The organism is Flavobacterium sp. HSC-32F16 (genome assembly GCF_024171645.1).
Taxonomy (GTDB): Bacteria; Bacteroidota; Bacteroidia; order Flavobacteriales; family Flavobacteriaceae; genus Flavobacterium.
The window spans coordinates 125,914-150,476 of record NZ_JALKAC010000009.1 but is presented as its reverse complement, the minus strand read 5'-3'; the positions used below and the strand labels follow the sequence as shown (position 1 = coordinate 150,476).

19 protein-coding genes are annotated in these 24,563 nt (G+C 32.1%); 11 read left to right on the top strand and 8 right to left on the bottom strand.

Features of this window, described 5'->3' with window-relative positions:
- Positions 1-35: 35 nt before the first annotated feature.
- Together L1276_RS20745 and L1276_RS20740 are read left to right on the top strand one after the other, a co-directional pair.
- Positions 36-2,804, top strand: coding sequence for a putative LPS assembly protein LptD (locus L1276_RS20745; RefSeq protein ID WP_253791222.1), 2,769 nt, complete (start codon positions 36-38; stop codon positions 2,802-2,804).
- Positions 2,805-2,829: 25 nt separating this feature from the next.
- Positions 2,830-3,210 (top strand): RidA family protein, encoded by a 381-nt coding sequence (locus L1276_RS20740; RefSeq protein ID WP_253791221.1) that lies wholly within the window; start codon positions 2,830-2,832, stop codon positions 3,208-3,210.
- On the opposite strand, the gene L1276_RS20735 is transcribed toward L1276_RS20740, so the two are convergent.
- The 5 genes from L1276_RS20735 to L1276_RS20715 all read right to left on the bottom strand — a co-directional run bounded on the left by L1276_RS20735 (position 3,191) and on the right by L1276_RS20715 (position 11,437).
- Positions 3,191-3,565, bottom strand: coding sequence for a methylglyoxal synthase (locus L1276_RS20735; protein WP_253791355.1), 375 nt, complete (start codon positions 3,563-3,565; stop codon positions 3,191-3,193). The genes L1276_RS20740 and L1276_RS20735 overlap by 20 nt on opposite strands.
- Before the next feature lie 10 nt (positions 3,566-3,575).
- On the bottom strand, positions 3,576-4,427 hold the full coding sequence (locus tag L1276_RS20730) for an N-acetylglucosamine kinase (protein ID WP_253791220.1): 852 nt from the start codon (positions 4,425-4,427) through the stop codon (positions 3,576-3,578).
- A 126-nt stretch (positions 4,428-4,553) separates the two neighbouring features.
- The gene (gap, locus tag L1276_RS20725; protein ID WP_253791219.1) at positions 4,554-5,558 is read right to left on the bottom strand and encodes a type I glyceraldehyde-3-phosphate dehydrogenase; all 1,005 of its coding nucleotides are present in this window, start codon (positions 5,556-5,558) and stop codon (positions 4,554-4,556) included.
- Between the two features lie 95 nt (positions 5,559-5,653).
- A complete protein-coding gene (gene pfkA, locus L1276_RS20720; protein ID WP_253791218.1) occupies positions 5,654-6,640 on the bottom strand; it encodes a 6-phosphofructokinase in 987 nt (328 codons plus the stop codon).
- Positions 6,641-6,949: 309 nt separating this feature from the next.
- A complete protein-coding gene (locus L1276_RS20715) occupies positions 6,950-11,437 on the bottom strand; it encodes a translocation/assembly module TamB domain-containing protein (RefSeq protein WP_253791217.1) in 4,488 nt (1,495 codons plus the stop codon).
- Between the two features lie 204 nt (positions 11,438-11,641).
- Here L1276_RS20715 and tsaD point away from each other — a divergent pair, with 204 nt between their 5' ends.
- The 8 genes from tsaD to L1276_RS20675 all read left to right on the top strand — a co-directional run bounded on the left by tsaD (position 11,642) and on the right by L1276_RS20675 (position 18,876).
- Positions 11,642-12,664, top strand: a complete 1,023-nt coding sequence (gene tsaD, locus L1276_RS20710; protein ID WP_253791216.1) for a tRNA (adenosine(37)-N6)-threonylcarbamoyltransferase complex transferase subunit TsaD — start codon at positions 11,642-11,644, stop codon at positions 12,662-12,664.
- Positions 12,665-12,666: 2 nt separating this feature from the next.
- On the top strand, positions 12,667-13,380 hold the full coding sequence (locus L1276_RS20705; RefSeq protein ID WP_253791214.1) for a 16S rRNA (uracil(1498)-N(3))-methyltransferase: 714 nt from the start codon (positions 12,667-12,669) through the stop codon (positions 13,378-13,380).
- Between the two features lie 123 nt (positions 13,381-13,503).
- Complete coding sequence (locus tag L1276_RS20700; protein ID WP_253791212.1) at positions 13,504-14,142, top strand: DUF4159 domain-containing protein; 639 nt, start codon at positions 13,504-13,506, stop codon at positions 14,140-14,142.
- Between the two features lie 10 nt (positions 14,143-14,152).
- On the top strand, positions 14,153-14,653 hold the full coding sequence (locus L1276_RS20695) for a TrmH family RNA methyltransferase (RefSeq protein ID WP_253791209.1): 501 nt from the start codon (positions 14,153-14,155) through the stop codon (positions 14,651-14,653).
- Positions 14,654-14,949: 296 nt separating this feature from the next.
- A complete protein-coding gene (locus L1276_RS20690; RefSeq protein ID WP_253791207.1) occupies positions 14,950-15,903 on the top strand; it encodes a zinc metalloprotease in 954 nt (317 codons plus the stop codon).
- 128 nt (positions 15,904-16,031) lie between these two features.
- Positions 16,032-17,123 carry an AI-2E family transporter gene (locus tag L1276_RS20685; RefSeq protein WP_253791205.1) on the top strand — a complete coding sequence of 364 codons (1,092 nt, stop codon included), beginning with the start codon at positions 16,032-16,034 and terminating at the stop codon, positions 17,121-17,123.
- 2 nt (positions 17,124-17,125) lie between these two features.
- Complete coding sequence (locus tag L1276_RS20680; RefSeq protein ID WP_253791203.1) at positions 17,126-18,307, top strand: class I SAM-dependent methyltransferase; 1,182 nt, start codon at positions 17,126-17,128, stop codon at positions 18,305-18,307.
- A gap of 2 nt (positions 18,308-18,309) precedes the next feature.
- Positions 18,310-18,876: a hypothetical protein gene (locus tag L1276_RS20675; RefSeq protein WP_253791201.1), complete on the top strand. Its 567-nt coding sequence runs from the start codon at positions 18,310-18,312 to the stop codon at positions 18,874-18,876.
- On the opposite strand, the gene L1276_RS20670 is transcribed toward L1276_RS20675, so the two are convergent.
- Positions 18,877-19,530: a M15 family metallopeptidase gene (locus tag L1276_RS20670; protein ID WP_253791199.1), complete on the bottom strand. Its 654-nt coding sequence runs from the start codon at positions 19,528-19,530 to the stop codon at positions 18,877-18,879. It lies immediately after the preceding gene.
- Between the two features lie 95 nt (positions 19,531-19,625).
- On the opposite strand from L1276_RS20670, the gene L1276_RS20665 reads away from it, so the two are divergent.
- The gene (locus L1276_RS20665; RefSeq protein ID WP_253791197.1) at positions 19,626-20,912 is read left to right on the top strand and encodes a M20 family metallopeptidase; all 1,287 of its coding nucleotides are present in this window, start codon (positions 19,626-19,628) and stop codon (positions 20,910-20,912) included.
- A 43-nt stretch (positions 20,913-20,955) separates the two neighbouring features.
- On the opposite strand, the gene L1276_RS20660 is transcribed toward L1276_RS20665, so the two are convergent.
- Together L1276_RS20660 and L1276_RS20655 are read right to left on the bottom strand one after the other, a co-directional pair.
- Positions 20,956-22,143, bottom strand: coding sequence for a DUF2931 family protein (locus L1276_RS20660; RefSeq protein WP_253791195.1), 1,188 nt, complete (start codon positions 22,141-22,143; stop codon positions 20,956-20,958).
- A gap of 321 nt (positions 22,144-22,464) precedes the next feature.
- A complete protein-coding gene (locus tag L1276_RS20655) occupies positions 22,465-24,558 on the bottom strand; it encodes a phospholipase effector Tle1 domain-containing protein (RefSeq protein ID WP_253791192.1) in 2,094 nt (697 codons plus the stop codon).
- Between the last annotated feature and the right edge of the window lie 5 nt (positions 24,559-24,563).

Below are 24,563 nucleotides of genomic sequence, written 5' to 3'. Positions count from 1 at the left end.
ATTTTAATAAAATGCAGCTGTTATAATTTTTACAATTGATTATTTTTGCCAAAAAATTATATGTAAGTTTGACATGTCAAAAAACAAGCCATAATTTTACAAAAATAGTATTTAAACCTTTGCATACAAACTTATTTAATATCGTTTTAATATCATTTTTCCTAACTATAGGATGTGGTAAATCATATTCGCAAGAGATAAAACCTAAAAAAAAATCTTTACCTGCTGCAAAACAGACAAATAAACCGGCCGCTTCTCCTACAACAGCAGCACCGGCAGTTTCTACAGCAACTGTTGATACGGTTAAGATAGACAGCATTAAACCCAAAAAAGAGTTTCTCGATGCTCCTACTAAATATAAAGCTAAAGATTATGCAAAATATGATAAGAAGAACAAATTGCTTACTTTGTATAATGAAGCCGAATTGTATTACAAAGATGTTGAATTAAAATCGGGGATTATTATCTTAAATCTTGAAAAAGATGAAGTATATGCCGGAAGAATAAAAGATTCTGCCGGGGTTTTAGTGCAATATCCTAATTTTAAGCAAGGTTCAAATGAAGTACAGCCTGATTCGATACGTTTTAATTTTAAAACAAAAAAAGCCTTAATTTATAATTCAAGAACAAAACAAGGCGAATTAAACATTAAAGCTTCTGTTACCAAAAAAGAAAACGATTCTGTATACTTCTTAAAAGGTGCACGTATTACAACCGCTGAGGATATCGACAATCCTGAATACTACTTTCAAACCAGCCGAATTAAATTTGTACCCGGCAAAAAAATTGTGGCAGGTTTAACACAAATGGTAATTGCGGATGTTCCTACTCCTCTGGCATTACCGTATGGTTTTTTCCCGTTGAGTAAAGAAAAAAGTGTTTCAGGAATCATTATTCCAAGTTACAATGATTCAAATACAAGAGGATTCTCATTACAAAATGGAGGATACTATTTTGCACTTAGCGATAATTATGATTTAACCGTTTTAGGAGATTATTATACCAATGGAAGTTACGCCATGCGCTTTGAGTCTGCGTATGCGGAGAGATATAAATATCGAGGAAATGTCAACATACGTTTTGAAAACCTTATAAACAGTGAAAGAGGATATCCCGATTATTCAAAACAAAACATTTACAACATTCAGTGGTCGCACTCTAAAGATACTAAATCGAATCCAAATTCAACTTTTTCTGCGTCTGTAAATATGGGTAGCAGTAAGTACTTTAAGCGATCGATAAATCAGGCCAACATTGGTTCTAATTTAAATAACACTTTAAGTTCGTCTATTTCATACAATAAGACTTTCAATACAATACCCGGTTCACGTATATCGCTTTCAGCCACGCATCAGCAGAATACACAAACTGAAGAGATTTTAATGACACTTCCTAACTTTCAGGGAAGTATTGATCGTATATATCCTTTTGTGGGCGAAAACGGAGTTAAAAAAGGATTCTTTAAAAACATCAATTTGCAGTACAATGTAACCGGAAAAAATAATTTTAAAACAACCGATTCATTATTTTTCAAACCACAAATGTTTAAAGATGCCCAAATTGGTATGCAGCACAGTATTCCAATTAGCACCAACTTTAAAATATTTAAATATTTTAGTGCAGGAGCATCAACAAATTATCAGGAAACATGGGTTACCAAAACAATTGATAAAAATTACGATCCTAGCAAAGGTGAAGTATCAAACACAACCGTAAATGGTTTTGACGCCTTTAGAACGTACAATTTCAGCACTAATCTGGGAACTACCATTTATGGTACATTTAATTTTGGAGCCGACAAAAAGATTCAATCTATTCGTCATGTCATGAGACCGAGTATTACATATGCTTATACACCTAGTTTCGAAAGATATTATGACCATTATACGGTAGATGCTGCCGGTCGAATTTCGACAGATGAATATACAAGATTCGAAAGCGGTATTTACGGCGCTCCAGGAAGAGAAAATTCGAATATCGTTGGATTCTCTTTAAGCAACACTTTTGAAGCTAAAGTAAGAGACAGTGACAGTACAAAAACTGAACCGAAGAAAATCATGCTGTTAAACAATTTAAATTTCAGCACGAGTTATAATTTCAACGCAAACGGAAAAGAAACTTTGGCATGGCAGCCAATTATTGTGAGCGGTGGAACTCAGTTTTTTGACAATAAAATGAATGTCAATTTTGGCGCTGTTTTAAATCCGTATGCCATCGATAATGCCGGAAACGTAATCAATATGTACAATATTGAAAATGGAGGAAGTTTGTTTAGAATGACAAGTGCCAACCTTACCATGAATTATTCGTTTTCAAACAAAGGAACCGGAAAGGAAAAAAACAGCCAGAGCCAGCGGAATGGTGGACGTAATGATGATTTATTTGGAACCAATACAGACTTAAATGACACCCGAAACAGTCAGTTTGCAAATGATCCTGAACGTGAGGAAGATGTTATTACAGAATTCTTCAGTTCAAAATTACCGTGGGATATGACAATGGCTTATTCGCTTACCTATTCTAATGTAAATCGTGAAAGCAAAATAACCGGAAACTCTATTATGATTTCTGCCAATATGGATATTACTCCTAAATGGAAAGGCGGGGTTTCGACTGGGTTTGACTTTGTTCAAAAAGGGGTTACTTTTACTCAGTTCCGTTTTGAAAGAGATTTATTAAGCTGGAGAATGGCATTTAACTGGCAGCCAATGGGAACAAATTCAAACTGGAATTTCTTTATTGGTATAAAATCCGGAATGCTGAGCGACATTAAATGGAATAAACGAAGTACTTCAACTCGATAATACATCGACTTAAAATAATTTTATTATGAAAAAAATAATCTTTACAGAAAAGGCTCCAGCTCCTATTGGTCCTTACAGCCAAGCGGTTTTATCAGGCAATACACTTTATGCTTCTGGACAAATTGCTATTAATCCAGCTTCTGGAGAATTGGTTACTGATACTATCAATAATGAAACTACTCAGGTTATGGAAAATATTGCTGCTATTTTAGAAGCTGCAAATATGACTTTTGAAAACGTAGTTAAAGCCACAATCTTTATTATGGATATGAACAATTTTGGTGCTATAAACACTGTTTACGGTTCTTACTTTAACGAAAAAACCGCTCCAGCACGTGAAACGGTTCAAGTGGCATGTCTGCCAAAAAATGTAAATGTTGAGATATCTATAATCGCTGTCCAATAGCATCTAATAATAATTGTGCCGTTGCTTCATTGGTTGCCAGCGGCACATTATGCACATCGCAAACACGAATTAACATATTAATATCCGCTTCGTGAGGATGACTTGACAATGGATCTTTAAAAAAGAAAACCATTTGTGTAATCCCTTCTGCTACTCTTCCTGCAATTTGCGCATCGCCTCCTAAAGGTCCTGAAAGCATTCTTTGCGTTTTAAATCCCGCAGCTTCCGCTTTTCCTCCAGTAGTTCCAGTACCTATAAGCTTAATTTTTTCATTATGAAGAATTGCTTCATTCTTAATCAAAAAATCAATCAAATCGGCTTTTTTACCGTCGTGTGCAATAATTGCAATTTCCATAAACCCAGAACTATTGATTAGCGACATGGTAAGCAATTAAACCATCAATAGGTCTTCTTAATACATTTCCTAATTTAAGCTCGTATTTATCAAAAGTTTCTTGTAATTCATCTTTCAAATAGAAAGCGATTGAACCAACAAAATGAACAGGAACTTCTTGACAGTTATCAAATTGTTTGATATAGTTTTTAACGAAAGATTTCATTCCTTTGAAAATGATTTTTCTACAGAATTCAGTGTCTTTATGTTTAATTAAAAACTTAGCAAAAGTTGCCAGATAAGCATTTGGGTTTGGCTCTTTATATAATTTGTTTTTAATAAAATCAGGATCAACGTCGTACTCTTTTTCAAGTTCCTGCGCTAATTCCTTTGGCATTTTATTAAAATAGTACTTTCTAATCAATTCTTTTCCAAAAACGTTTCCGCTGCAATCATCCATTACAATATAACCTAATGACTGAACTTTTTGATGCAATACTTTTCCATCAAAATAACTGCAGTTAGATCCAGTTCCTAAAATAGACACAATTGCTTCTTCACCTTTTGGAGTTGTAGCATAAACAGCTGCATAAGTATCTTCCTGAACATCAATAATAGCGTTAGTAAAATACTCCTGAAAGATTAACTTTAAAGCTTCTTTCATTCTGTCTGTTCCACAACCTGCTCCGTAAAAGAACAAATGTGTTGCATTTTTTTTATTTTGTAAAATATCAAAACGGTCGTTTAGTCTTGCAATAATTTCCGGTCCGTCTAGAATTTCAGGATTTAATCCTAATGTTTGTGTGGTAAATAATACTTTTCCATTATCATCAATTGCAATCCAATCGGCTTTAGTAGACCCACTATCAACTATTAATTTCATTTTATTTTTTGTTTTTGGTTCAGTTGCATTTTAAATAAGTGTATTTTCTACATTAATTAAAGATGTAACAAAATAAGAAAATCCCGTTATTTTGGTGATAACGGGATTTTGCAAAAATATGTAATATTATTTTAAACCTGCGATATGTACAGATAAATCAATTAATTTGCTTGAGTATCCGTACTCATTATCATACCAAGATACTAATTTAAAGAAAGTTGAATTTAAACCGATTCCTGCACCAGCATCGATGATAGAAGTTCTTTTGTCAGAGATGAAATCCTGAGAAACAACTGCATCTTCAGTATATCCTAAGATACCTTTTAATTCATTTTCTGAAGCTTTTTTCAATACAGCTAAGATTTCTTCGTATGTAGTTTCTTTAGCCACTTTTACAGTTAAATCAACAACAGAAACGTCAGCAGTAGGTACACGGAAAGACATTCCAGTTAATTTTCCATTCAAAGATGGGATAACTTTTCCAACCGCTTTTGCAGCACCAGTTGAAGAAGGAATGATATTGATTGCAGCCGCACGTCCACCTCTCCAGTCTTTTCTAGAAGGTCCGTCAGCAGTCATTTGAGTTGAAGTAGTTGCGTGAACAGTTGTCATTAAACCTTCAACAATTTCGAAATTATCATGGATAACTTTAGCTAATGGAGCTAAACAGTTTGTAGTACAAGATGCATTAGAAACTACTAAATCAGAAGCTTTTGCAGTTTCGTGGTTCACTCCCATTACAAACATTGGAGCATCTGCAGATGGAGCAGAAATGATAACTTTCTTAGCACCACCTTTAATGTGCTCATTTGCAGTTTCAATAGTTGTGAAGATACCAGTACATTCTGCTACTACATCAACATCAACTTCATTCCATTTTAAGTCAGCAGGATTTCTTTCAGCAGTAATACGGATATTTCTTCCGTTTACATACAATTTTCCTTCTTTAACTTCAACAGTTCCGTCGAAACGACCATGAACTGAATCATATTTTAATAAGTAAGCTAAGTGATCTACGTCTAATAAATCGTTGATTGCTACAACTTCTACATTATCTCTATTGAAAGACTCTCTAAAAACGATTCTTCCGATACGTCCAAATCCGTTTATTCCTAATTTTACTTTTGACATTTTACTAAATTTTTGCTTTTGTTTTTATTATACTAATTCAAAGTCTAATTTCCTCACAATAAACTTCTTCTCTTTTAAACTTTTATCTTATATAATTATGTAGACATGATGTCTGACACTCTCAATAATTCTCTATCAATTTCAGATTTACCTTTAATTGCCTGCTCAAGCGGGGTTAAAACTACTTTATCTTCTTTAAGACCTACCATGTAGTTTGATTTTCCTTCAATTAAAGATTCTACTGCTTTTACACCAAGACGGCTTGCCAGAACACGGTCAAAACAAGATGGCGAACCACCACGCTGCATATGTCCTAAAACTGATACTCTTACGTCGTACTCCGGTAAATTAGCTTCAACATAATCTTTTAATTCGAATACGTTTTTACCAATTTTATCACCTTCGGCAATAACCACTATACTTGATGATTTTCCTGAAGCTTTACTTTTTTGAAGAGAGTCTAACAATCTGTCAAGACCTAAATCTTCTTCAGGAATAAGGATTTCTTCTGCACCTGCACCAATTCCGGCATTAAGTGCTATATGTCCTGCATCTCTACCCATAACCTCTACAAAGAATAAACGGTTATGTGAACTTGCAGTATCTCTAATTTTATCTATACAGTCAACAACAGTATTTAAAGCAGTGTCATAACCTAATGTAAAACTTGTACCAAAAATATCATTATCGATTGTACCTGGAATTCCCATTACCGGGAAATTGTATTCTGCATTAAAAATTAATCCTCCGGTAAAACTTCCGTCGCCGCCAATAACAACCAAAGCATCAATTCCTGCTTTTAAAAGGTTTTCGTGCGCTTTTTTTCTACCTTCAGGTGTTCTAAAATCTACAGAACGAGCGGATTTTAAGATCGTCCCTCCTTTATTTACAATATTGTTAACGCTTCGAGGGCCCATTTCTTTAAAATCTCCTTCGATCATTCCTTGATACCCTCTATAAATTCCTATGCATTCTATATTATGATAAGCACATGTTCGAACAACTGATCGTATTGCAGCATTCATTCCTGGTGAGTCTCCTCCTGAGGTAAGAACACCTACTTTTTTTATTGTTTTTGACATTATTTAAGTATTAAAGTTGTAAATTTAGCAAACATTCACCACTTTTCTGGTTATGTTTATTATAAATTAATAAAATCTGTTAAATTCAAACGTTTTCGTTAATAAGTTTTTTGGTATCAAAAATTTCATTTAAAATAATAAATCGCCCATTTTTTAATTAATTCTTTAAAATTAACAATACCTGAATCAAGTGTTATAAAAATCTTAATTATAGCTCTTTAGGAAAAAACAAACCGAAACTCTAAAATTAAGCATAAAAAAACCATTCGTTACTGCGAATGGTTTTTTTATAGTCATTTTAACAATCTATTAAAAATCGTTGTCCGGAATTAAGCCTTCGTTATTATTTTGGGGTTTTGGCTTTTTCTCTTCTTCTTTTACTGGTTTCTTTTTATCTTTATCAGTGTCTTTACTGCTTTTGAAATTATTCATATAATTAGGATTTAGATTAGAATCCTGAAGGTCATCCGATTTTTTAACCGCTCTTTCCAGTTTATGACTTTTGAATAATTTATTTACCAATTCGCTGAAAGTATCAAAATCGACTTCATACGAAATACCAACTCCTTGCGTGTAACCAATACCTTGTCCAATATAATTAATATCATTTTCTTTATTAAATAAACGAAGATTCATCGATCCGTCTTCGTTTACACGATATAAAATCTCAATATCCCCTACAATAGCAGATTCATTTACTCCACCAACCGGAACTCCGACTTTACCATTTATGGAAATTCGTTCATTAATCTGTGATGAAATATTAGCAACAAACTGGCCGTCAGCTTCCTGACCCAGCCTTCTATCTGCCGAAATAAAATTCAAATCTATATTAATAAGGTCATTATCTGATTTTATAATCCCGCCTAACAAACTGGCAGCAGTTTCTGCAAATGTTCCAGATAAATCGCTTTGGTTAAATCCGTCCTGACTCATAAATGAACCTGTTGAAAGTAAATACAAAGCCTGTGTCTGACGAACGTCTTTATCATCTAACTTATATTGTATTTCAGATTTTAATACATTACTTACTGATGGAAACTGAATATCAAAATTAGGCTCAGGACTCGTTAAATCTCCCCTTAAACCAATTACCACTTCTACAGGAACTTTTTTATTGAAAGATGAATTATCTAACAATACGGCTGGATTTGCCGAAGTCCTGTAAACGGCCTCTAAATTCAGCTGTGCTTTCATTGGGTTTCCTTCCCAAATAATAGAACCTCCTTTTTTAACCGCGAATTTTTTATCAATTAAACCGCCATATTTAAAGTTATAAGTTCCTTCGTATGCCTGGAAATCTCCCCACATATTAAATTTACCCAGCGTATTAATTTTAAACAATAATGATCCGTATCCTTTTCCTTTCATACCATGACCGGAATTTCTATCGAGGATCACCTCTACTTCTGCATCTGGCGTAATATCAAAATCAAATTCTAATTCAAGACCATTATAGTTTCTTGTTTTTTCTACAATACCGTTTGCGAGATTGTATTTTTCTTTTGGCGTAACAAAATGTATCCAGCTGCTTTCTCCTACGCTTTGTACATTATTTATAGGAATCTTAACTTCAGTTCCTTTTTCTGATTTGGCGTCAACTTTAATAAATAAATTTTCTGTTGGGCCTTTTATGCTTGCGGTTCCATTTATAAAAGCAGTTCCAAAATAAGCCGCATCCTCGCTGTCTTTGGTATCCAGTGCCAATAAACGTTTAGAAGTTATGGTTAAATCTAATTTCCAATCGCCAAAATTATGATGCTCAATAGTTCCGTTTAACAATCCTTTTGTTTTAAACTTAGTATCGGTTAACTGATTATTTCGAAACAGAAATTTTTCATCAGTTAAATCAATAACCGTCCTGTCGCTTAATTCGTAATCTGTATTTAGATACGGAATTGTCATTCCTGCCTTTTCTACATATAAACGCCCGTTGATTTCTGGTTTTTTCAGATTCCCCACAACTGCTGCATTTCCAGAAACAGAACCTCTTACATTCGATAAAACATCGCCGCCTACAGTTCCTAAAGTAGCCAGATTAAATCCTTCGAGCTTTAAGCTTAAATCTAAAAATGTCTCTTTATTTTCGATTGCAAAAGTTCCATTTGCTCTAAACGACTCTGCAAAACCGTTTATAATTGAAGAATTTATAGTAAACTTTTTAAAACTTTGATCTCCCGAAATATCAAAATTCAGCGTTCCTAAATCTACTTTATTCAAATTAAGATGATCTACCACAATATTTGCCGTTGGCTGAAAAACATCTTTATTCTGCTTATAATTTATGTTTCCGTTTAAATTTCCGTTAAACACAAACTTCGAAGTATAAGGCGTTATTTTATTTATATCTACATCTTCAAAATTGAGGACAATATCTTTATAATCTTTTCCTTTGATGATACCATTCAAATCAATTTTCTGATTTTCATGAGATAAAACAATATTATCAATCGTAAAATTTTTAAAAAACTGATCAAAAACAATCTGATTGTCTTTTGCTGCATCTTCGTTTAAATACCATAAATAGTCTTTAAACTTCATTTCGGATTTTTTTATTCCTATGATATTATTTTTCTTTTTATCGATGGTATGAAATAAATCCAGATTGAAATAATCCTGTCCTTTGTCGCCGCCTTTAAACTCTGAACGAACAAACAAGGTATCTTTTGAAGTTACGTTGATTAAATTGAAATCACGTATTTTATAATACGGAGTTTTAATACTGTCTAGTTCAACGAAAGCATTATAAAGCGGGTTTTTATTATCAATACTGATTCGGATATTATCAAAAGTATTTTTAGCTGCTGTAATTTGTTTCGATCTGAAACCAAATTTAAATTCCTGTAAATCTGAATCAATTTTTCCTCGTACCACTGTACTCGAATCAATTTTCATTTCAGGATACAACATTTCAACAACCTTATTGTATACATGAAAATTGAAACGTAAAAATTGTCCTTTCTTCACCTTATAAGGCTTGTAATTGGTATATAAACTTCCAACGGAATTCATTACCAGTTTATCCAATTGCGCAAACTGAAATTTACCCACAATTCTTCCTTCAACAATATCTGATGAATTAATTGTTATGGTTCTCAACCTGTCTGCATCAAAATTTGAACTTATCGTTACATCATCAAAAACATAGGTTTCTTTTGGATTTTGATATTCAGCATCTTTTATAAAAATAGTCCCTTGAAGATTCTCAATCGAATTTCCGGTTACCTGAACAACGGCATCACCTTTAAAATGAGAAATTGAATCATTGATGAATCTCAATTTCTGTAAATCTGAATTTTCTACATTGATATGAAAATCATAACGGCTTTCTCTTTTACTTAAGTCTACCAATCCGTCAAAAGTCAAACTCAAATTAGGATCATTTATAGAAAGCTGACCTTTATAATAAGGAAGCTTAAAATTACCGTTAACTACAATATTACTGTATTTGTATTTATTGTAATCTAATTTCGAAATGTCTCCTTTAACAATAGTATTCAAATATTTCTCGGTAAAACCAACTCCGTCCACATCTAAATCTAAAGTAGTTCTGCCAATATCTTTTCGGCCCAATAAAGAACCAATATCAAAATTATCCAAAACGATATTTCCCGAATAAGAAGCTTTATCAATAAAATCCATATTATTCATATGAAGATTAATTTTACCATCTCCCAAATCGGTTGCCATTTTAAAGTCGGTTTCCAGGGCCGTGGTGGATACTTTTGCTTTCCCTACGATATTAAACTTCCCAATTCTTTTAAGCTCTTTAGGCAGTTTTCTTCCTAAAATACCCGGAAGAATCACAACCAGATTATCATAACTCGATATCAATTTATCAAACTTTCCGTCCATCGAGAACTTTTGTTCTTTTGCACCTAAAAGATTTTTGAAATTAATGTTCCCGAAGATTTTAGAACCGTTTGCATCACTAAGTCTTAAATGATTTAGGTTTAAATTATTTAATGGCCCTTTTATCTTCGTTTTAACTTTAAAATGCTGATTTTTACCCAAACCGTCATAAAAATAACGAATATCATTTGAAGCTATAGATGACGAATCCAGCGCAACATCAAACTGAACTTTATCTGTAAATTCTAAGAAATCCTGAACTTTATAATTCAAAATAGCTTTTCCATAAATCCATGATCTTTTGGTTTTTATGGCTAAATTTTCAACCTTAATCTGTTTTTTGGTATAACTGAATTTTCCGGCAAAATTAGAAACATATAAACCTCGATGATCTAAAAATGAAAATCTATGAATATTGGTATTTACTTCTGGACCATAGAGTTTAAAGTCGCTGATATAGGCATTTAGCTTTTTAAAGTCTAAAAACCTTGGAGTGTTTTTATTTTCATCAACAACCGAAAAATTTCCATTGGTTATATAAGCGTTTCTCGCTGTTAGAAGAAAGTGTTTATTTGATTTTGGTTTTTCTTGCTTTTCATTCTCAAACAATCTAATAAACTTATTAATATTGTTTTCGTCTTCGTTTTTATAGGTTTTTAAATTAAAAATCAAACCTGTTAAACGAATATCACCAAAAATCAAATCGCCGTCAATGGCTCTTTTAATGCTTAAAATATCTGTATTTATAAGCTCCGAATAGATTAAAGTCTTTTTATGATGATCTAAAATATGTACTTTTTTTAGTTTTACACCGCCAAAAATATTAATAGCCGCTTTATCAATACTGATATTGGTTTTAAAATCAGTATTAAGAGTTTCAGTAATATACTTTGCGATTTTTGTCTGCACTACAGGCAGAGACAGAGTGATAGCAAGTACCAGCAAAAGTAAAATTAAGCCAATCAGGGTTCTGGATACTATTTTCTTAACTCTTTTGATAACTGTATTATTATTGTTTTTGTATTAATTTAATTTGAACAGACAAAGGACGACTGTTTTGATAAAAATTCTTTAATTTTGGCATCTGCTTCAATCAAAGAAATTTCAAAATTTGATTTGTCAAATATAATCCAAAATTCGTGCCTTTATATGCAAAATTCAGAGGTTTTTATTCTTGCCATCGAAAGTTCATGCGATGATACTGCCGCCGCGGTTTTACATAACGACAAAGTACTCTCAAATGTTGTAGCCAATCAGTTAATTCACAATCAATATGGTGGTGTAGTCCCTGAATTAGCTTCGAGAGCACACCAGCAAAACATAGTTCCTGTAATCGATGCTGCACTTCGCAAAGCAAATGTACAAAAAGAACAGCTATCTGCCATTGCCTTTACACAAGGTCCCGGCTTAATGGGATCACTTTTAGTGGGAAGCTCTTTTGGTAAATCATTATCACTGGCGTTAAATATTCCGTTAATTGCTGTAAACCACATGCATGCACATATTTTAGCACACTTTATTGAAGAAGAAGGATATGACAAACCCGAATTTCCTTTTTTAGCTTTAACTATTAGCGGTGGACATACACAGATCGTTAAAGTAAACAGTTTTTTTGATATGGAAATCATTGGCGAGACCACTGATGACGCGGTTGGAGAAGCTTTTGACAAGAGTGCAAAAATATTAGGACTTCCCTATCCGGGCGGACCTTTAATTGATAAATATGCCAAAGAAGGAAACCCAAAAGCTTTTGCTTTTACAAAACCAAAAGTTCCGGGACTAGATTTTAGTTTTTCGGGATTAAAAACGGCTATTTTATATTTCATTCAAAAGAACAAACAGGAAAATCCAAATTTCATCGAAGAAAACCTAAACGATATCTGTGCTTCAATTCAGCATACGATTATCGAAATTTTAATGGACAAATTAAAACTGGCTGTTAAAGAAACCGGAATTAAACAAATCGCTATTGGAGGCGGCGTTTCGGCAAATTCAGGAATTAGAACTACTCTAAAAGAAAGTGAAGGCAAATACGGCTGGAAAACTTTTATTCCGAAATTTGAATATACTACGGATAATGCTGCAATGATTGGAATTGTAGGTTATCAAAAATATTTATCAAAACGATTTGAAACTTCCTCAGTGGTTTCTAAAGCGCGAATTCAATTTTAATTATGCAGTTATTTTACAATCCGGATATAGACGAAACAACCGAAAGTTTTTCTTTTGATAAAGAAGAAAGTAAACATATTATAAAAGTTTTACGCAAGAAAGATTCAGATATTCTTCATGTTACAAATGGTCAGGGTTTATTGTTTGAAACCGAAATTACTTTGGCCTCTGATAATAAATGCATTGTAAGTATTCTTTCTATAAAAAAATCTCCGGAACCTAAATTTCGTCTGCATTTAGCCGTTGCACCAACCAAAATGAATGATCGCTTTGAATGGTTTTTGGAAAAAGCAACAGAAATTGGAATTCAGGAAATTACGCCAATCATCTGCGATCGTTCTGAAAGAAAAGTGATTAATTTAGAGCGTTTTGAAAAAATCATTTTATCAGCAATGAAACAGTCAAATGAAACATTTCTTCCTAAATTAAATGATGCCGTTTCGTTTAAAGAATTTATTAAACAGGAAAATAAAGGTTTGCAATTTATCGCACATTGCGAAGAAACCGATAAAAAATCTTTGAAAGAAGCTCTAAAACCAAACGAAGACGTTATTTTATTAATTGGCCCAGAAGGTGATTTCTCAGAAAAAGAAATTGCATTGGCTATTGAAAATAAATATCAGCCGGTAATGTTAGGAAATACGCGTTTGCGTACAGAAACCGCAGCAGTTGTGGCTTGCCATAGTGTTGTGTTTTTTAATGAAACATCAAATTAAGACAATCTTGTCATCCCGAGGAACGATGGATCGCACTAGTTTATTGACAAAGATTATCGGTAATCTCTGCAGAATTTCTAACGCTTTTTCTCCTTCGTCGAAATGACAAACATGTAAAATTATATGAAAAAACTATTTCTTTTATTCTTATTGGTTTCCAGCGCTTCCTTTTCACAGGAAATTGCATTACTAAAATACAGCGGCGGAGGCGATTGGTATTCCAATCCAACTTCGCTTCCTAATTTAATTCGTTTTTGCAATTCAACTATCAATACCCGAATAAAAGCAAAACCTTCGACTGTGGAGCCAAGCAATCCTGATTTGCTTTCGTATCCTTTTGTACACATGACAGGACACGGAAATGTAGTTTTCAGCGATTCTGATGTTTCGAACTTAAGAAATTATTTAAATGGAGGCGGTTTTCTTCATATTGATGATAATTATGGAATGGATCAATATATTCGAAAAGAAATCAAAAAAATATTTCCTAATAATAATTTAGTCGAAATTCCGGCAAATCATCCTATTTTTCAAAAACCATTTCCTTTCCCAAACGGACTGCCTAAGATTCACGAACATGATGGAACACGTCCGCAGGCTTTTGGAATTTTTGTAGAAAATAAACTCGTTTTATTGTATACTTACGAATGTGATTTAGGCGACGGCTGGGAAGATGCCGAAGTTCACAACGATCCCGCAAATGTTCGCGATAAAGCCTTAAAAATGGGTGCGAATATCATTAATTATATCTTTACCAATTAAATTTTAAAAAGTGCAGCTGACTCACGAAGAAAATCAATTTGAGAGAAAAACATTTCCTATAACTTTGGTTTGCGATCATATTTATTTTCAGCAGAATATTGGTTCTCTTTTTAGAATTTCTGAAGCCTTTGGTGTAGAAAAAATCCTTTTTTTAGGAAAAGATATTCCGCTTACGCCAAGAAAAATCAATAAAACTTCTCGCAGTACACACCTTCATGTACCGCATCAAATTATTGAAGAAACCGCAGAATTAGCTGTCTATCTTCAAGAAAACAACTTCGAAATTATTGCTTTAGAAATTGCAAGCAATAGTAAACCTCTGAAAGAAGTTGTGATCCAGAAAGACAAAAAAACAGCACTTTTGATAGGAAGTGAAATTGACGGAATTTCTGATGAGCTTCTAAAAATCTCAAATGAAATTGTTCATATTAATATGTTTGGAAAAAACAGCAGTATGAATGTAGTACAAGCGGCCAGCATTGCTTTGTACGAGATTACTTCTTTGTTCTAAATTCTACTAACAATTAATCTTCAATTTGAATCAATTCTTAAACAGTCTTTTAAAGAAAGATTCAAAAACCCGATAAAAAGCAAATAATAACGTTAAAATACATTTAAAAAACTAATAAGTAAGAAAAAACATCTTAAAAATAATTTTAACTTTTTTGTAGGAACTAGATTATATAAGGGATTGTAAAATTCTCACAAATAAATTGGTATAAAAATTTGGCTACAAATTGAATTTGTTATAAAATTGCGACCTGGTTAACCAAAACTAATATTTTATAACAAAAACCCCCTAGATTTATGAAAAAGGTTATTATTTCCGCAATTACAGCTTTAGTGCTGTTTTCATGTCAAAGCGAGTCATCTGAATCTGCAAACCCAGATGCAGCAATTGCAAGCCGTCGTGCCTGTGCAACTCAGGATGTTTTAGAAGCTCAATTAAAAGCTGATCCAACATTAGCAGTTAGAATGAACGAAATTGAAGCTTTCACAAACAAAGCTTTACTTACAGGTAAACTTGTAAATGGAAAAATCGAAATTCCTGTTGTAGTAAACGTTTTGTACAGAACAACTGCAGAAAACATTTCGGCTACACAAATCCAATCTCAAATTGATGTATTAAATAAAGATTTTAATGCATTAAACTCTGATTACAATAGTGTTCCTGCATTATTTGCTGGTGTAAAAGCCAATATCGGAATTACATTTGTTTTAGATCAAATTATTCGAAAATCAACAACAAAAACCTCATGGGGTACAAATGACGCCATGAAAAAAACAGCCCAAGGTGGTTTGGCACCAACTTCTCCTACAACAAAGCTTAATATATGGTCTTGTACTATTGGGAACAATATTTTAGGTTATGCACAATTTCCTGGCGGAGCATCGTCTACAGATGGAGTTGTAATTGATCCAAGATATTTTGGTTTATCTGGCGCAGCAAATGCACCATTTAATTTAGGAAGAACTGGTACTCACGAAGTGGGACACTGGCTGAACTTACGTCACATTTGGGGAGATGCAACTTGCGGAAGCGATTTAGTTGCAGATACACCAACTCACAACGAAGAGAATTATGGCAACCCTGCTTATCCACATTACAGTACTTGTTCTGGTACGCCTGTAGAAATGACAATGAACTACATGGATTATGTAAACGATAATGCAATGTACATGTTCTCAACAGGTCAGAAAAATAGAATTTCAGCTATCTTCGCAAGCGGAGGCGCAAGAAATTCTTTTGCACAACCTTAATTAAAAAAATTGTAATTAAAGGCGAGATGAAAATCATCCCGCCTTTTTTTTTGCTAATTATTTTAGAACGTCCCAAACATTAGAATTATAAAAGCTTTTTCCTATATTTATAATCTTAAAATTTAAATATGGTAACGTCAAAAACTATTTCTAACGGCATCTTACGATCATTGGCAACAATCTTAGTAATTGGTATCGTTTTATACTTCTTATATGAAATTCAGACTGTAATTGTTTATTTATGTGTTTCCTTACTATTGTGTTTAATTGCCAATCCGCTGGTTTTATTTTTAAAAAATAAACTAAAATTCAGTAATTCAATGGCTGCCACAACTACCATTATCTTTTTTATCTTTCTTATTGTAGGCTTTATTTTACTGTTTGTGCCTTTAATTATTTCGCAGGCAAATAATTTGGCTCTATTAGATACAGCACATCTTCAGACTAAATTTATGGAGACAGAAACCCATCTTGAAGAATATTTTAATATTCAGCATATTGATTTAAATAAAGTTATCAAAGACTCAAAACTAACATCGGTATTGGATTTTAGTTATTTCACCGGATTTATCAATTCAATTATCAATTTTATGGCCAATATGGGAATGGGATTGGTATCGGTATTTTTTATTACTTTCTTTTTTATAAAAGATCAAACCATTTTTAAAGACCAGGCAAGAAGAATACTTCCTGATTCTAATGAAGATAAAATTTTAAATTCAATCACAAAAATCAACCACTTATTGACCCGATATTTCATTGGTTTATTATTGCAGTTAATCGTTGTATTTATTCTTTATCTGATTGTATTACTAATCTTTGGCAATAAAAATGCTTTTGTAATTGCTTTTTTATGTGCTATTCTAAATGTTATACCTTATTTAGGGCCAATTATTGGAACTACTTTGGCTGGAATTTTAACTATGATCAGTATGATTGGGCAAGATTTTCAATCAGAAATTCTACCAAAAACCATTTATGTAATTATTGGCTTCTTAATCGTTCAGGCAATTGACAATAATATCAGCCAGCCAATAATTTCGTCAAAAAGTGTAAATTCGCACCCGTTAGAAATATTCTTAATTATCTTAATCAGCGGTATCACGTTTGGAATTGTGGGAATGATCATTGCTGTTCCGGCTTTTACCATGATTAAAGTAATTTTAAAAGAATTTTTTCCTAACAATAAAATTGTCTCCGTATTAACCGAAAGAATTTAGCTTTGAACAATCCCATTTTGCATCCAGATATTCAAGAATTTATAATTCAGAATACTGGTGCAGATTTAACAAAATTAGCGCTTCAGAAAAATCCGTTTCCAGAAATGGATTGGATTTTAATTTTAAATCAGATTGAAGCAAGAACTAAAGCAAAAGATAAACTCCCGACTTGGTTTGCGGCGGAAAATATCATTTATCCAAGTAAGGTTTCTGTTGAACAAACCTCATCCGAAAAAACAGCGGCTTATAAATCTTCTTTAATCGAAGGCGATACTCTAATCGATCTTACCGGAGGCTTTGGTGTTGATGATTGTTACTTTTCCAAAAAGTTTAAATCTATTGCGCATTGCGAAATAAATAAAGATTTATCTGCAATTGTAAAACATAATTTTGAACAGCTGCAAGTTAAAAATTGTCATTTTTATGCTGATGATTCGGCAAACGTTTTAAATAATTTGAGTCAGAAATGGGATTGGATTTATATTGATCCTTCTCGTCGAAATGATGCAAAAGGCAAAGTTTTTATGTTGAAAGACTGTCTGCCCAATGTGCCGGATTCTTTAGATTTTTATTTTGAAAAAGCAAATTCAATTTTAATTAAAACAGCGCCTTTACTGGATATTTCTGCCGGATTATCTGAATTAAAATCTGTAAAAAACATTCATATTATTGCGCTTGAAAATGAAGTTAAAGAACTGCTTTTTGAAATTCACAAAAATTATTCGGGTGAAATAACTTTAAAAACAGCCAACATTTTAAAAGATAAAATTGAAACATTTGAATTTGTTTTGGGTGCAGAAAATGAATTACCATCGTATCATCTTCCTCAAAAATATCTTTACGAAGCCAATTCAGCAATAATGAAATCCGGCGGATTTGATGAAATAAGTTCTTTTTTCAAAATAAATAAACTTCATAAACACTCTCATTTGTATACTTCTGAGGATTTAATTGATTTTCCGGGAAGAAGGTTTGAGATTGAAAAAGTAATTTCATACAACAAAAATGAAATGAAAAATGAACTTTTAAATCAACAAGCGAATGTTACAATCCGTAATTTTCCCGAAACTGTAGAGAACATCAGAAAGAAATGGAAAATAAAAAATGGAGGAAATCTTTATTGTTTTTTTACAACTGATAAAAATGATAACAAAATAGTTTTAATTTGCAGAAAAATAAACTAGAAATGAAACAACTAATTACATTAACTCTTTTTTTATTAACCTTTACAGCATTTTCCCAAAAAGCATGCGAATACAGCGTGAATGTAACAGACTCTATTGGATCTTATAAAGTAACTAACGAGTATTTAATGAGCGAAAAATACTTTGGCGGTTCGTTTAACTATGTTTTCTTTTCGCTGGCACAAACGGATGGTCTTCCGACTTTAAATTTACAGAATATTCAAAAAAGCAAAGATTTTATAAAAGCCAACTGCTTTGATAAAAATTCAAAAATCTTTCTTCAATTAGAAAACGGAAAAATTGTAACACTGCTTCATATTGATGCTGAAAGCTGTGGTACTCTTGTACGTGATGACAAAGGTTTTGATAACCGAATCAATACAGGAATCTTTATGTTTATGAAAGATAATTATGAAGAGCTTAAAAAATCGCCAATATCAATTATGCGCGTTAAATATCTTACGAATATTGAAGATTATATCGTAAAAAGAGACCTTACTTCTGAATTAACAGGTAAAGTAACGCATCCGAATACGTATTTCATGGAAAATATAAGATGTGTGGAGTAATTAATTGCAATTCCACTTTTGATTAGAAACGGCATCTTTTAAACCTGCTTTTAAGTTATAATGCCACCATTCCGAATCAAATGAATTGAAACCATTTTCTATCATTATCTTTTTCAAAAACTTTCGATTAGATAAAACTTTTTTAGACAAATTGGTATAATTATGAGCTGCTTCTGGTCCAAAAAAATCAAAAGCAGTTCCCATTTCCAACTCTTTTCCGTTAACATCGACTAACGAAATATCAACGGCTCCTCCTCTATTGTGGATGGAGCCTTTTTTTGGATCGGCCACATATTTGGGGTTCGATACAATTTCCCACATTCTCTTCTGAATCGATAAAGGTCTATAGCAATCGTAAAGTTTAATTTTATAGCCTTTTTTAATAAATTCCTTATTAGCCGCAACTAAAGCTTTTACTGTTTTCAATCGTAGTAAACATTCAGCACAATCGTACACTTTGGCTTTTAAAAAATTGTCTTCTGTTGCATATTTCATATCATAGACAAAATCTTTGCTATAGTCTTTTAGATTAACAAAAGTGGTGTCTTCAATTTTATGTTCTACGGGTTCTGTATAAGTTTCGTTTTGTGCTTTCGCAGAATTTATCCCAAAAACAGCAATAAAAAAAACGGAAGTTTTAATAAAATGTAACATGAAGTTATAATTTTGTCTTTATTTAAGTAAATATATAAATTATAATTAAATTCGTTTGACTTAAAAGCTTCCTAATTCAAGATTCCGTTTTTAAAATGAATAAACAAATTCTATTAACATTACTTATTTTGAGTACATTTTGTACGCCTATTGCTTACGGGCAAAAACCAAAAAGTAAATTGACTGTACACGAATCTATTCAGTTTGAAACAGATAAAATCTTCGACAAGCTTGTTCAGATTCGACGGGATTTTCATGAAAACCCAGAACTTGCCGGCAAAGAAAAAAGAACTCAGGAAGTTATCAAAAAGCATTTATTGGATTTAGGCCTTCAAGTCGAAACAGAGATTTACGGCTATGGTGTTATAGGTATTTTAAAAGGAGATAAAAAAGGAAAAAATATCGCCTGGCGAGCCGATATGGATGCCCTCCCTAATGATTTCCCTGATCCATCTGATTTTAAATCTAAAGTAAAAGGTGTTCAGCACGGCTGTGGTCACGACGTACATATGGCCGTTGCAATAGGAATTGCAGAAGTTCTGGCAAAAAACAAAAAGTCACTTCGAGGTACGGTTTATTTTATTTTTCAGCCTGAAGAAGAAACATTTATTGGTGCAAAAAGAATTGCCGAAAATAAAAAATTCGAGCAATTTAAACTCGATGAGATTTATTCCCTGCATGTTACGGCACTTCCTGCAGGACAAATAATGGTAAAAGCAAATGAAATGTATGCTTACCAAAAAGAGATAAACATACGATTTAAAAATGCATTATCTGGGGAAGAAATAAAAGAACTTACATCGAAAATTCGTAACTCTTTAGTTCGATCTAATAATGGCAGTAAACCCTGGGAAATCCAGTCTATTATAGATCCTAAAATTGGATTAGCTAATCCAAGCACGATATTCAAAGACTATTTAATTGCTGATGAAAAATTTAGAACTTATTCTAAAAATGATTCGTTTCACATGAATGCAGAACTATATGAGACCGATGCTGATAAAATAAAAAATATAATACCTAGTGTCGAACAGATAATAAAAGACAGTAATTACGGTTCTCAACTGCTGTCTGTTTCTTTCATAAAAGAAAATCCAACGGTTTTAAACCCTCCTAATTTAACACGCAATTCAATAAATACGCTGGACACTATTTACGGAAAGGGTTTTATTACACCTGATTACGGACAAGTTCCTTATTTTAATGATGATTTCGCTTATTTTCAGCAAAAAATACCCGGAGTTTATTTCTTGCTTGGAGGTTCTAATTTCGAAAAAGGAATCACAGCCATGAATCATGCTCCAAATTTTGAAGTTGATGAAGAATGTATTAGAACTGGGGTTAGAACGTTTTCTTCGTTACTGTTTGAGAGAGGCAAATAAAAAACTATTTCAAATGAAATAGTTTTTTATTATCAAAGCATTCTTAATCAGCATCATAAACTGCTACTGTAGAGTTAGGTATTTCAACTTCTGATGTTGATGATTTTAGAAAAACTTTACCTGAATAAACCGGCTTGTAGATGTTACTTTTCACAATTTCTTTATTGAATTTAATATACAATTCAACATTTTCATTTTGAGCATAAAATGTTTTAAAAACTTTTATCAGCTCTAGATTTTTATTACGTTCCTCAACCAGTGATAAATTTTCTTCTATTTTTTTTTCTTTAGGAACACAGAGATCAATACGAACCTCAAGCTTTCGCCCAAAATTATCTTTTAGAAACAACACCATATTTCCAGGAATAGCTTTTAATATTTGAGATTTTAAAATATAATTCAAATCATTGCTCTTAGTATCGACAGATTCATGATTAATAAACCAAATCTCATAATCATATATTTTGTATTGTTCTGTTTTATTAAAGTTTATTGAATATTTATACCTTTCTAATAAATCTTTCCAATAAATATTATTTATTTTGTTGTGTGTTATTTCATCTTGTACAAAAGGAAGCATATCATTTTGATAACTTTTTATTACAACTTCTCTTTTAGCTTCTCCTCTGTAAAAATTTTCCCATTCAATATTTGTTTCGTGTGCTTGATATGTCCCTATTTCTATCTGTGCAAAACCACTAATCCATAAAGTTACCAAACCTTTTGGGGCTAATCCAACTGTAAGTTCTGAAAATTTTAAATCAAATTCTGATCCGTCAGGATGAATTCCTTTCCCATAATTTTGCTTAAACAATTCGTACATTTTTTGCTGTGGAAGCTCAAATTCGCCAGTAAAAAATTTATTTTCTGCATAAGAAAGCCAAGTTAATATCATGCGTTCTGGTACTTTTCTCAATTCATCACCTACAACCCAACTACCATTACTATTACCCCAGCCGGCTTTCAAAACTTCTCTGCTTGGTATCCATTGTGCACTGCCGTCAGAGGCAATAAAGCTTCCACTTACAATTTCCATTGGATATTCTTCGCCTGCACCTGCAGCTGCTAACCATCCGAATTTTTCTGTTTTTATTAGCATTTCTTTTTTCTCTTCCTTGTTAAATATTAGCATACCACTTTCCTTGCATACATTATAGACATCCTTTAATAATATTACTAATAGTGTTATCACTATTAAAATGTAAATTTTGTTTAAATTATTTATTTTCATATTTTTAAATTAATGTGATCCCATTCCTTTAGCAAAGTGGTAAAAAACACCAAATTAATGACAATACAATTATGCTTGCTATAATAAGAAGTGTAAATAAAATTTTTGCCCATATTTTTTTTAATCCATATGCATAAACATATAAGGAAAATAAGATTGTAAAAATAGGAATTGTTGTTATTAATTTTTCTCCATTTGAATCACTTGAATAAAAAAAACTGCATAAAAAAGAGATTAACAAGATTAGTAATAATGATAATATCTTATTTTTATTTTGATCGGACATTTTATTTAAATTTTTAACTTTCATAATTTCAACTATTAACCCTCAATAATTTTTCTTGAAGGTTTTCCTTCTTTATACCTGCCTTCCATTCCTAGTCCATCATAAGTTGATCGATGTAAATACTTTTTCCGTACAAAATGTAATTTTTCAGTTTTTAGGGTTACTGCTTTAGAATGTGCTCCATCATTTGCTAAAGCAAAATTTAACAATAATTCTTTTGTATCAGCTAAATCTTCTGGAACACTGTATTTTAACCCCTTAGTTTCAATGTCTTTTTTCTCAAATTTTAATTTATATTTTTCAGCTAAACTTACCATAATAGCTAATGGAATAAATTGATACGAGAAAGGTATAGTTCGATTTGCCATATGCGTCGTATAAGGATACCCTTCACTTTGAACTGTTGTCGTAACTATTTGTTTCTCGTCATACCAGCCTTCTTTTATTAAAGTTTCTTTTATATTATTGTATCCACTTTCTAAATGAAGTCTTCTTCGTTCATTTTCTATTTCTGCATAACCACCTCCAATATCACTATGAACCCCTGGTATAGAAAGCTCATAACCTATTCCAGCATCAATAGAGCTTTTTATATTGGTAAGAGAGAAGTTATATCGGTATTCATCATATGCAGTAAGGTGAAATACTTTTTTTACATTCCCTTCTAATTTTAATTTTAGTTCTTCGACATCGTTATCAAAGTTATGCGACAATCCTGAACCGACTTTTGCAAAACGGCCCTCTTCTTCGTACGAAGAAACTGTATCAAATAAACCTACAAAATTTATTATGAACTTATTTGATTCAATATTATACAAATCTTGTAATTTTCTTCTTTGCGACAAAAAATGCCGTGCTGCTGTTGCACCTCTACTAAAACCGATAACATTTACATCTATTTCATTTATAAACTGATTTGATGTTATATATTTTTTCTTTTTTAAACTATCTATTTCAGTTTGTATTTGATTAAAAGCTTTACGAACCTTTACAGGAATGCCTGATACATCACCACTACCAAAAGCATATCCCATAGTATCATCCTTCTTTTCGTTTGTTGTTCCTTCTCCCTCGATATAAATAGGAATGATTCGTTCATTCAAATCCATGATATTTATTGTTTTCATAATTGCAACATTTGAAAAATAATTATCATAACTACTTCCTTCTTCTTTATTTTTAACAAAAGCTTTTGCTCCTATTTCTTCCTCTGGAGTTAATATTATTCCTTTTTTCTTCTTTTCATAAGCTAATCTAGCTTGAGTATTTTTCATGTTGTTTTTAGTCCCGTCAAAAAAAACATTAAGAGTTACTTTTACTCCTATTTTATTTTCTGGTTTCTTTTGCTTGTATGGAGCAGAAACCTTTACAACACTATTATTTTTAGGCGGTTCAACCATTTTTTTAAGATCATTTACAATTTTCAATTGTATTGTATCTTTATAGGTATCTATTTTTCCTTTGTATTTTACCTGAGCATAAAATTCATGTTCATTTTCATCTCTAAAATCTTTATCATTCAGTATTTTTTGATATACTTTTATGTTATTAAAATAAATTTCGGTTTTACCATATTTATCTACAGGCGAAGATTTATAAGTTCCCATATTTCGAGAGCTGCTCCCATGTCCATCTGTTCCTTCATCTTCCCAAATAGTTACATCAAGTCGGTCTCCAACAGGAATATTGAGAGTATGAATAAACAAGCGAACATTATCAGAATAACCTATTTTTTTTTCCTCAAGATCACGATAATATTCATCCTGCCATTTTAAATTCTCAATACTTGGAGTTCCTGCAACTGGAGTAATATTGAGCTTTGCTGTGCCTTGTGCTCCATGGGAATCTGAAAAATCTACTACAATTGTATAATTGCTTCCTAAACTTGCCTGACTAAAAGTGATTTTCCCATCTGTACCCAAATCAAAAAATAGTTTTCCATTTTTTAAAAGTTTCCATTGCTGCTTCACAATTTTAGAACCATCTACATTTTTATGAACATCAGCTTTATCATTAACATATAATTGTACTCCTTTTTTTACTTGATCATTATTTTGCTTTGTGTACATTAATACATACACATTCTTACCAATTATAGGCCTTGTCTCCCCTTTTATAAAAAAACTCATAATTT

Coding starts and splice junctions, on each gene's coding strand:
- L1276_RS20740 (WP_253791221.1), top strand. CDS start 2,830: ATGAAAAAAATAATCTTTACAGAAAAGGCTCCAGCTCCTATTGGTCCT.
- L1276_RS20735 (WP_253791355.1), bottom strand. CDS start 3,565: ATGGAAATTGCAATTATTGCACACGACGGTAAAAAAGCCGATTTGATT.
- L1276_RS20730 (WP_253791220.1), bottom strand. CDS start 4,427: ATGAAATTAATAGTTGATAGTGGGTCTACTAAAGCCGATTGGATTGCA.
- gap (WP_253791219.1), bottom strand. CDS start 5,558: ATGTCAAAAGTAAAATTAGGAATAAACGGATTTGGACGTATCGGAAGA.
- pfkA (WP_253791218.1), bottom strand. CDS start 6,640: ATGTCAAAAACAATAAAAAAAGTAGGTGTTCTTACCTCAGGAGGAGAC.
- tsaD (WP_253791216.1), top strand. CDS start 11,642: ATGCAAAATTCAGAGGTTTTTATTCTTGCCATCGAAAGTTCATGCGAT.
- L1276_RS20705 (WP_253791214.1), top strand. CDS start 12,667: ATGCAGTTATTTTACAATCCGGATATAGACGAAACAACCGAAAGTTTT.
- L1276_RS20700 (WP_253791212.1), top strand. CDS start 13,504: ATGAAAAAACTATTTCTTTTATTCTTATTGGTTTCCAGCGCTTCCTTT.
- L1276_RS20690 (WP_253791207.1), top strand. CDS start 14,950: ATGAAAAAGGTTATTATTTCCGCAATTACAGCTTTAGTGCTGTTTTCA.
- L1276_RS20685 (WP_253791205.1), top strand. CDS start 16,032: ATGGTAACGTCAAAAACTATTTCTAACGGCATCTTACGATCATTGGCA.
- L1276_RS20675 (WP_253791201.1), top strand. CDS start 18,310: ATGAAACAACTAATTACATTAACTCTTTTTTTATTAACCTTTACAGCA.
- L1276_RS20670 (WP_253791199.1), bottom strand. CDS start 19,530: ATGTTACATTTTATTAAAACTTCCGTTTTTTTTATTGCTGTTTTTGGG.
- L1276_RS20665 (WP_253791197.1), top strand. CDS start 19,626: ATGAATAAACAAATTCTATTAACATTACTTATTTTGAGTACATTTTGT.
- L1276_RS20660 (WP_253791195.1), bottom strand. CDS start 22,143: ATGAAAATAAATAATTTAAACAAAATTTACATTTTAATAGTGATAACA.
- L1276_RS20655 (WP_253791192.1), bottom strand. CDS start 24,558: ATGAGTTTTTTTATAAAAGGGGAGACAAGGCCTATAATTGGTAAGAAT.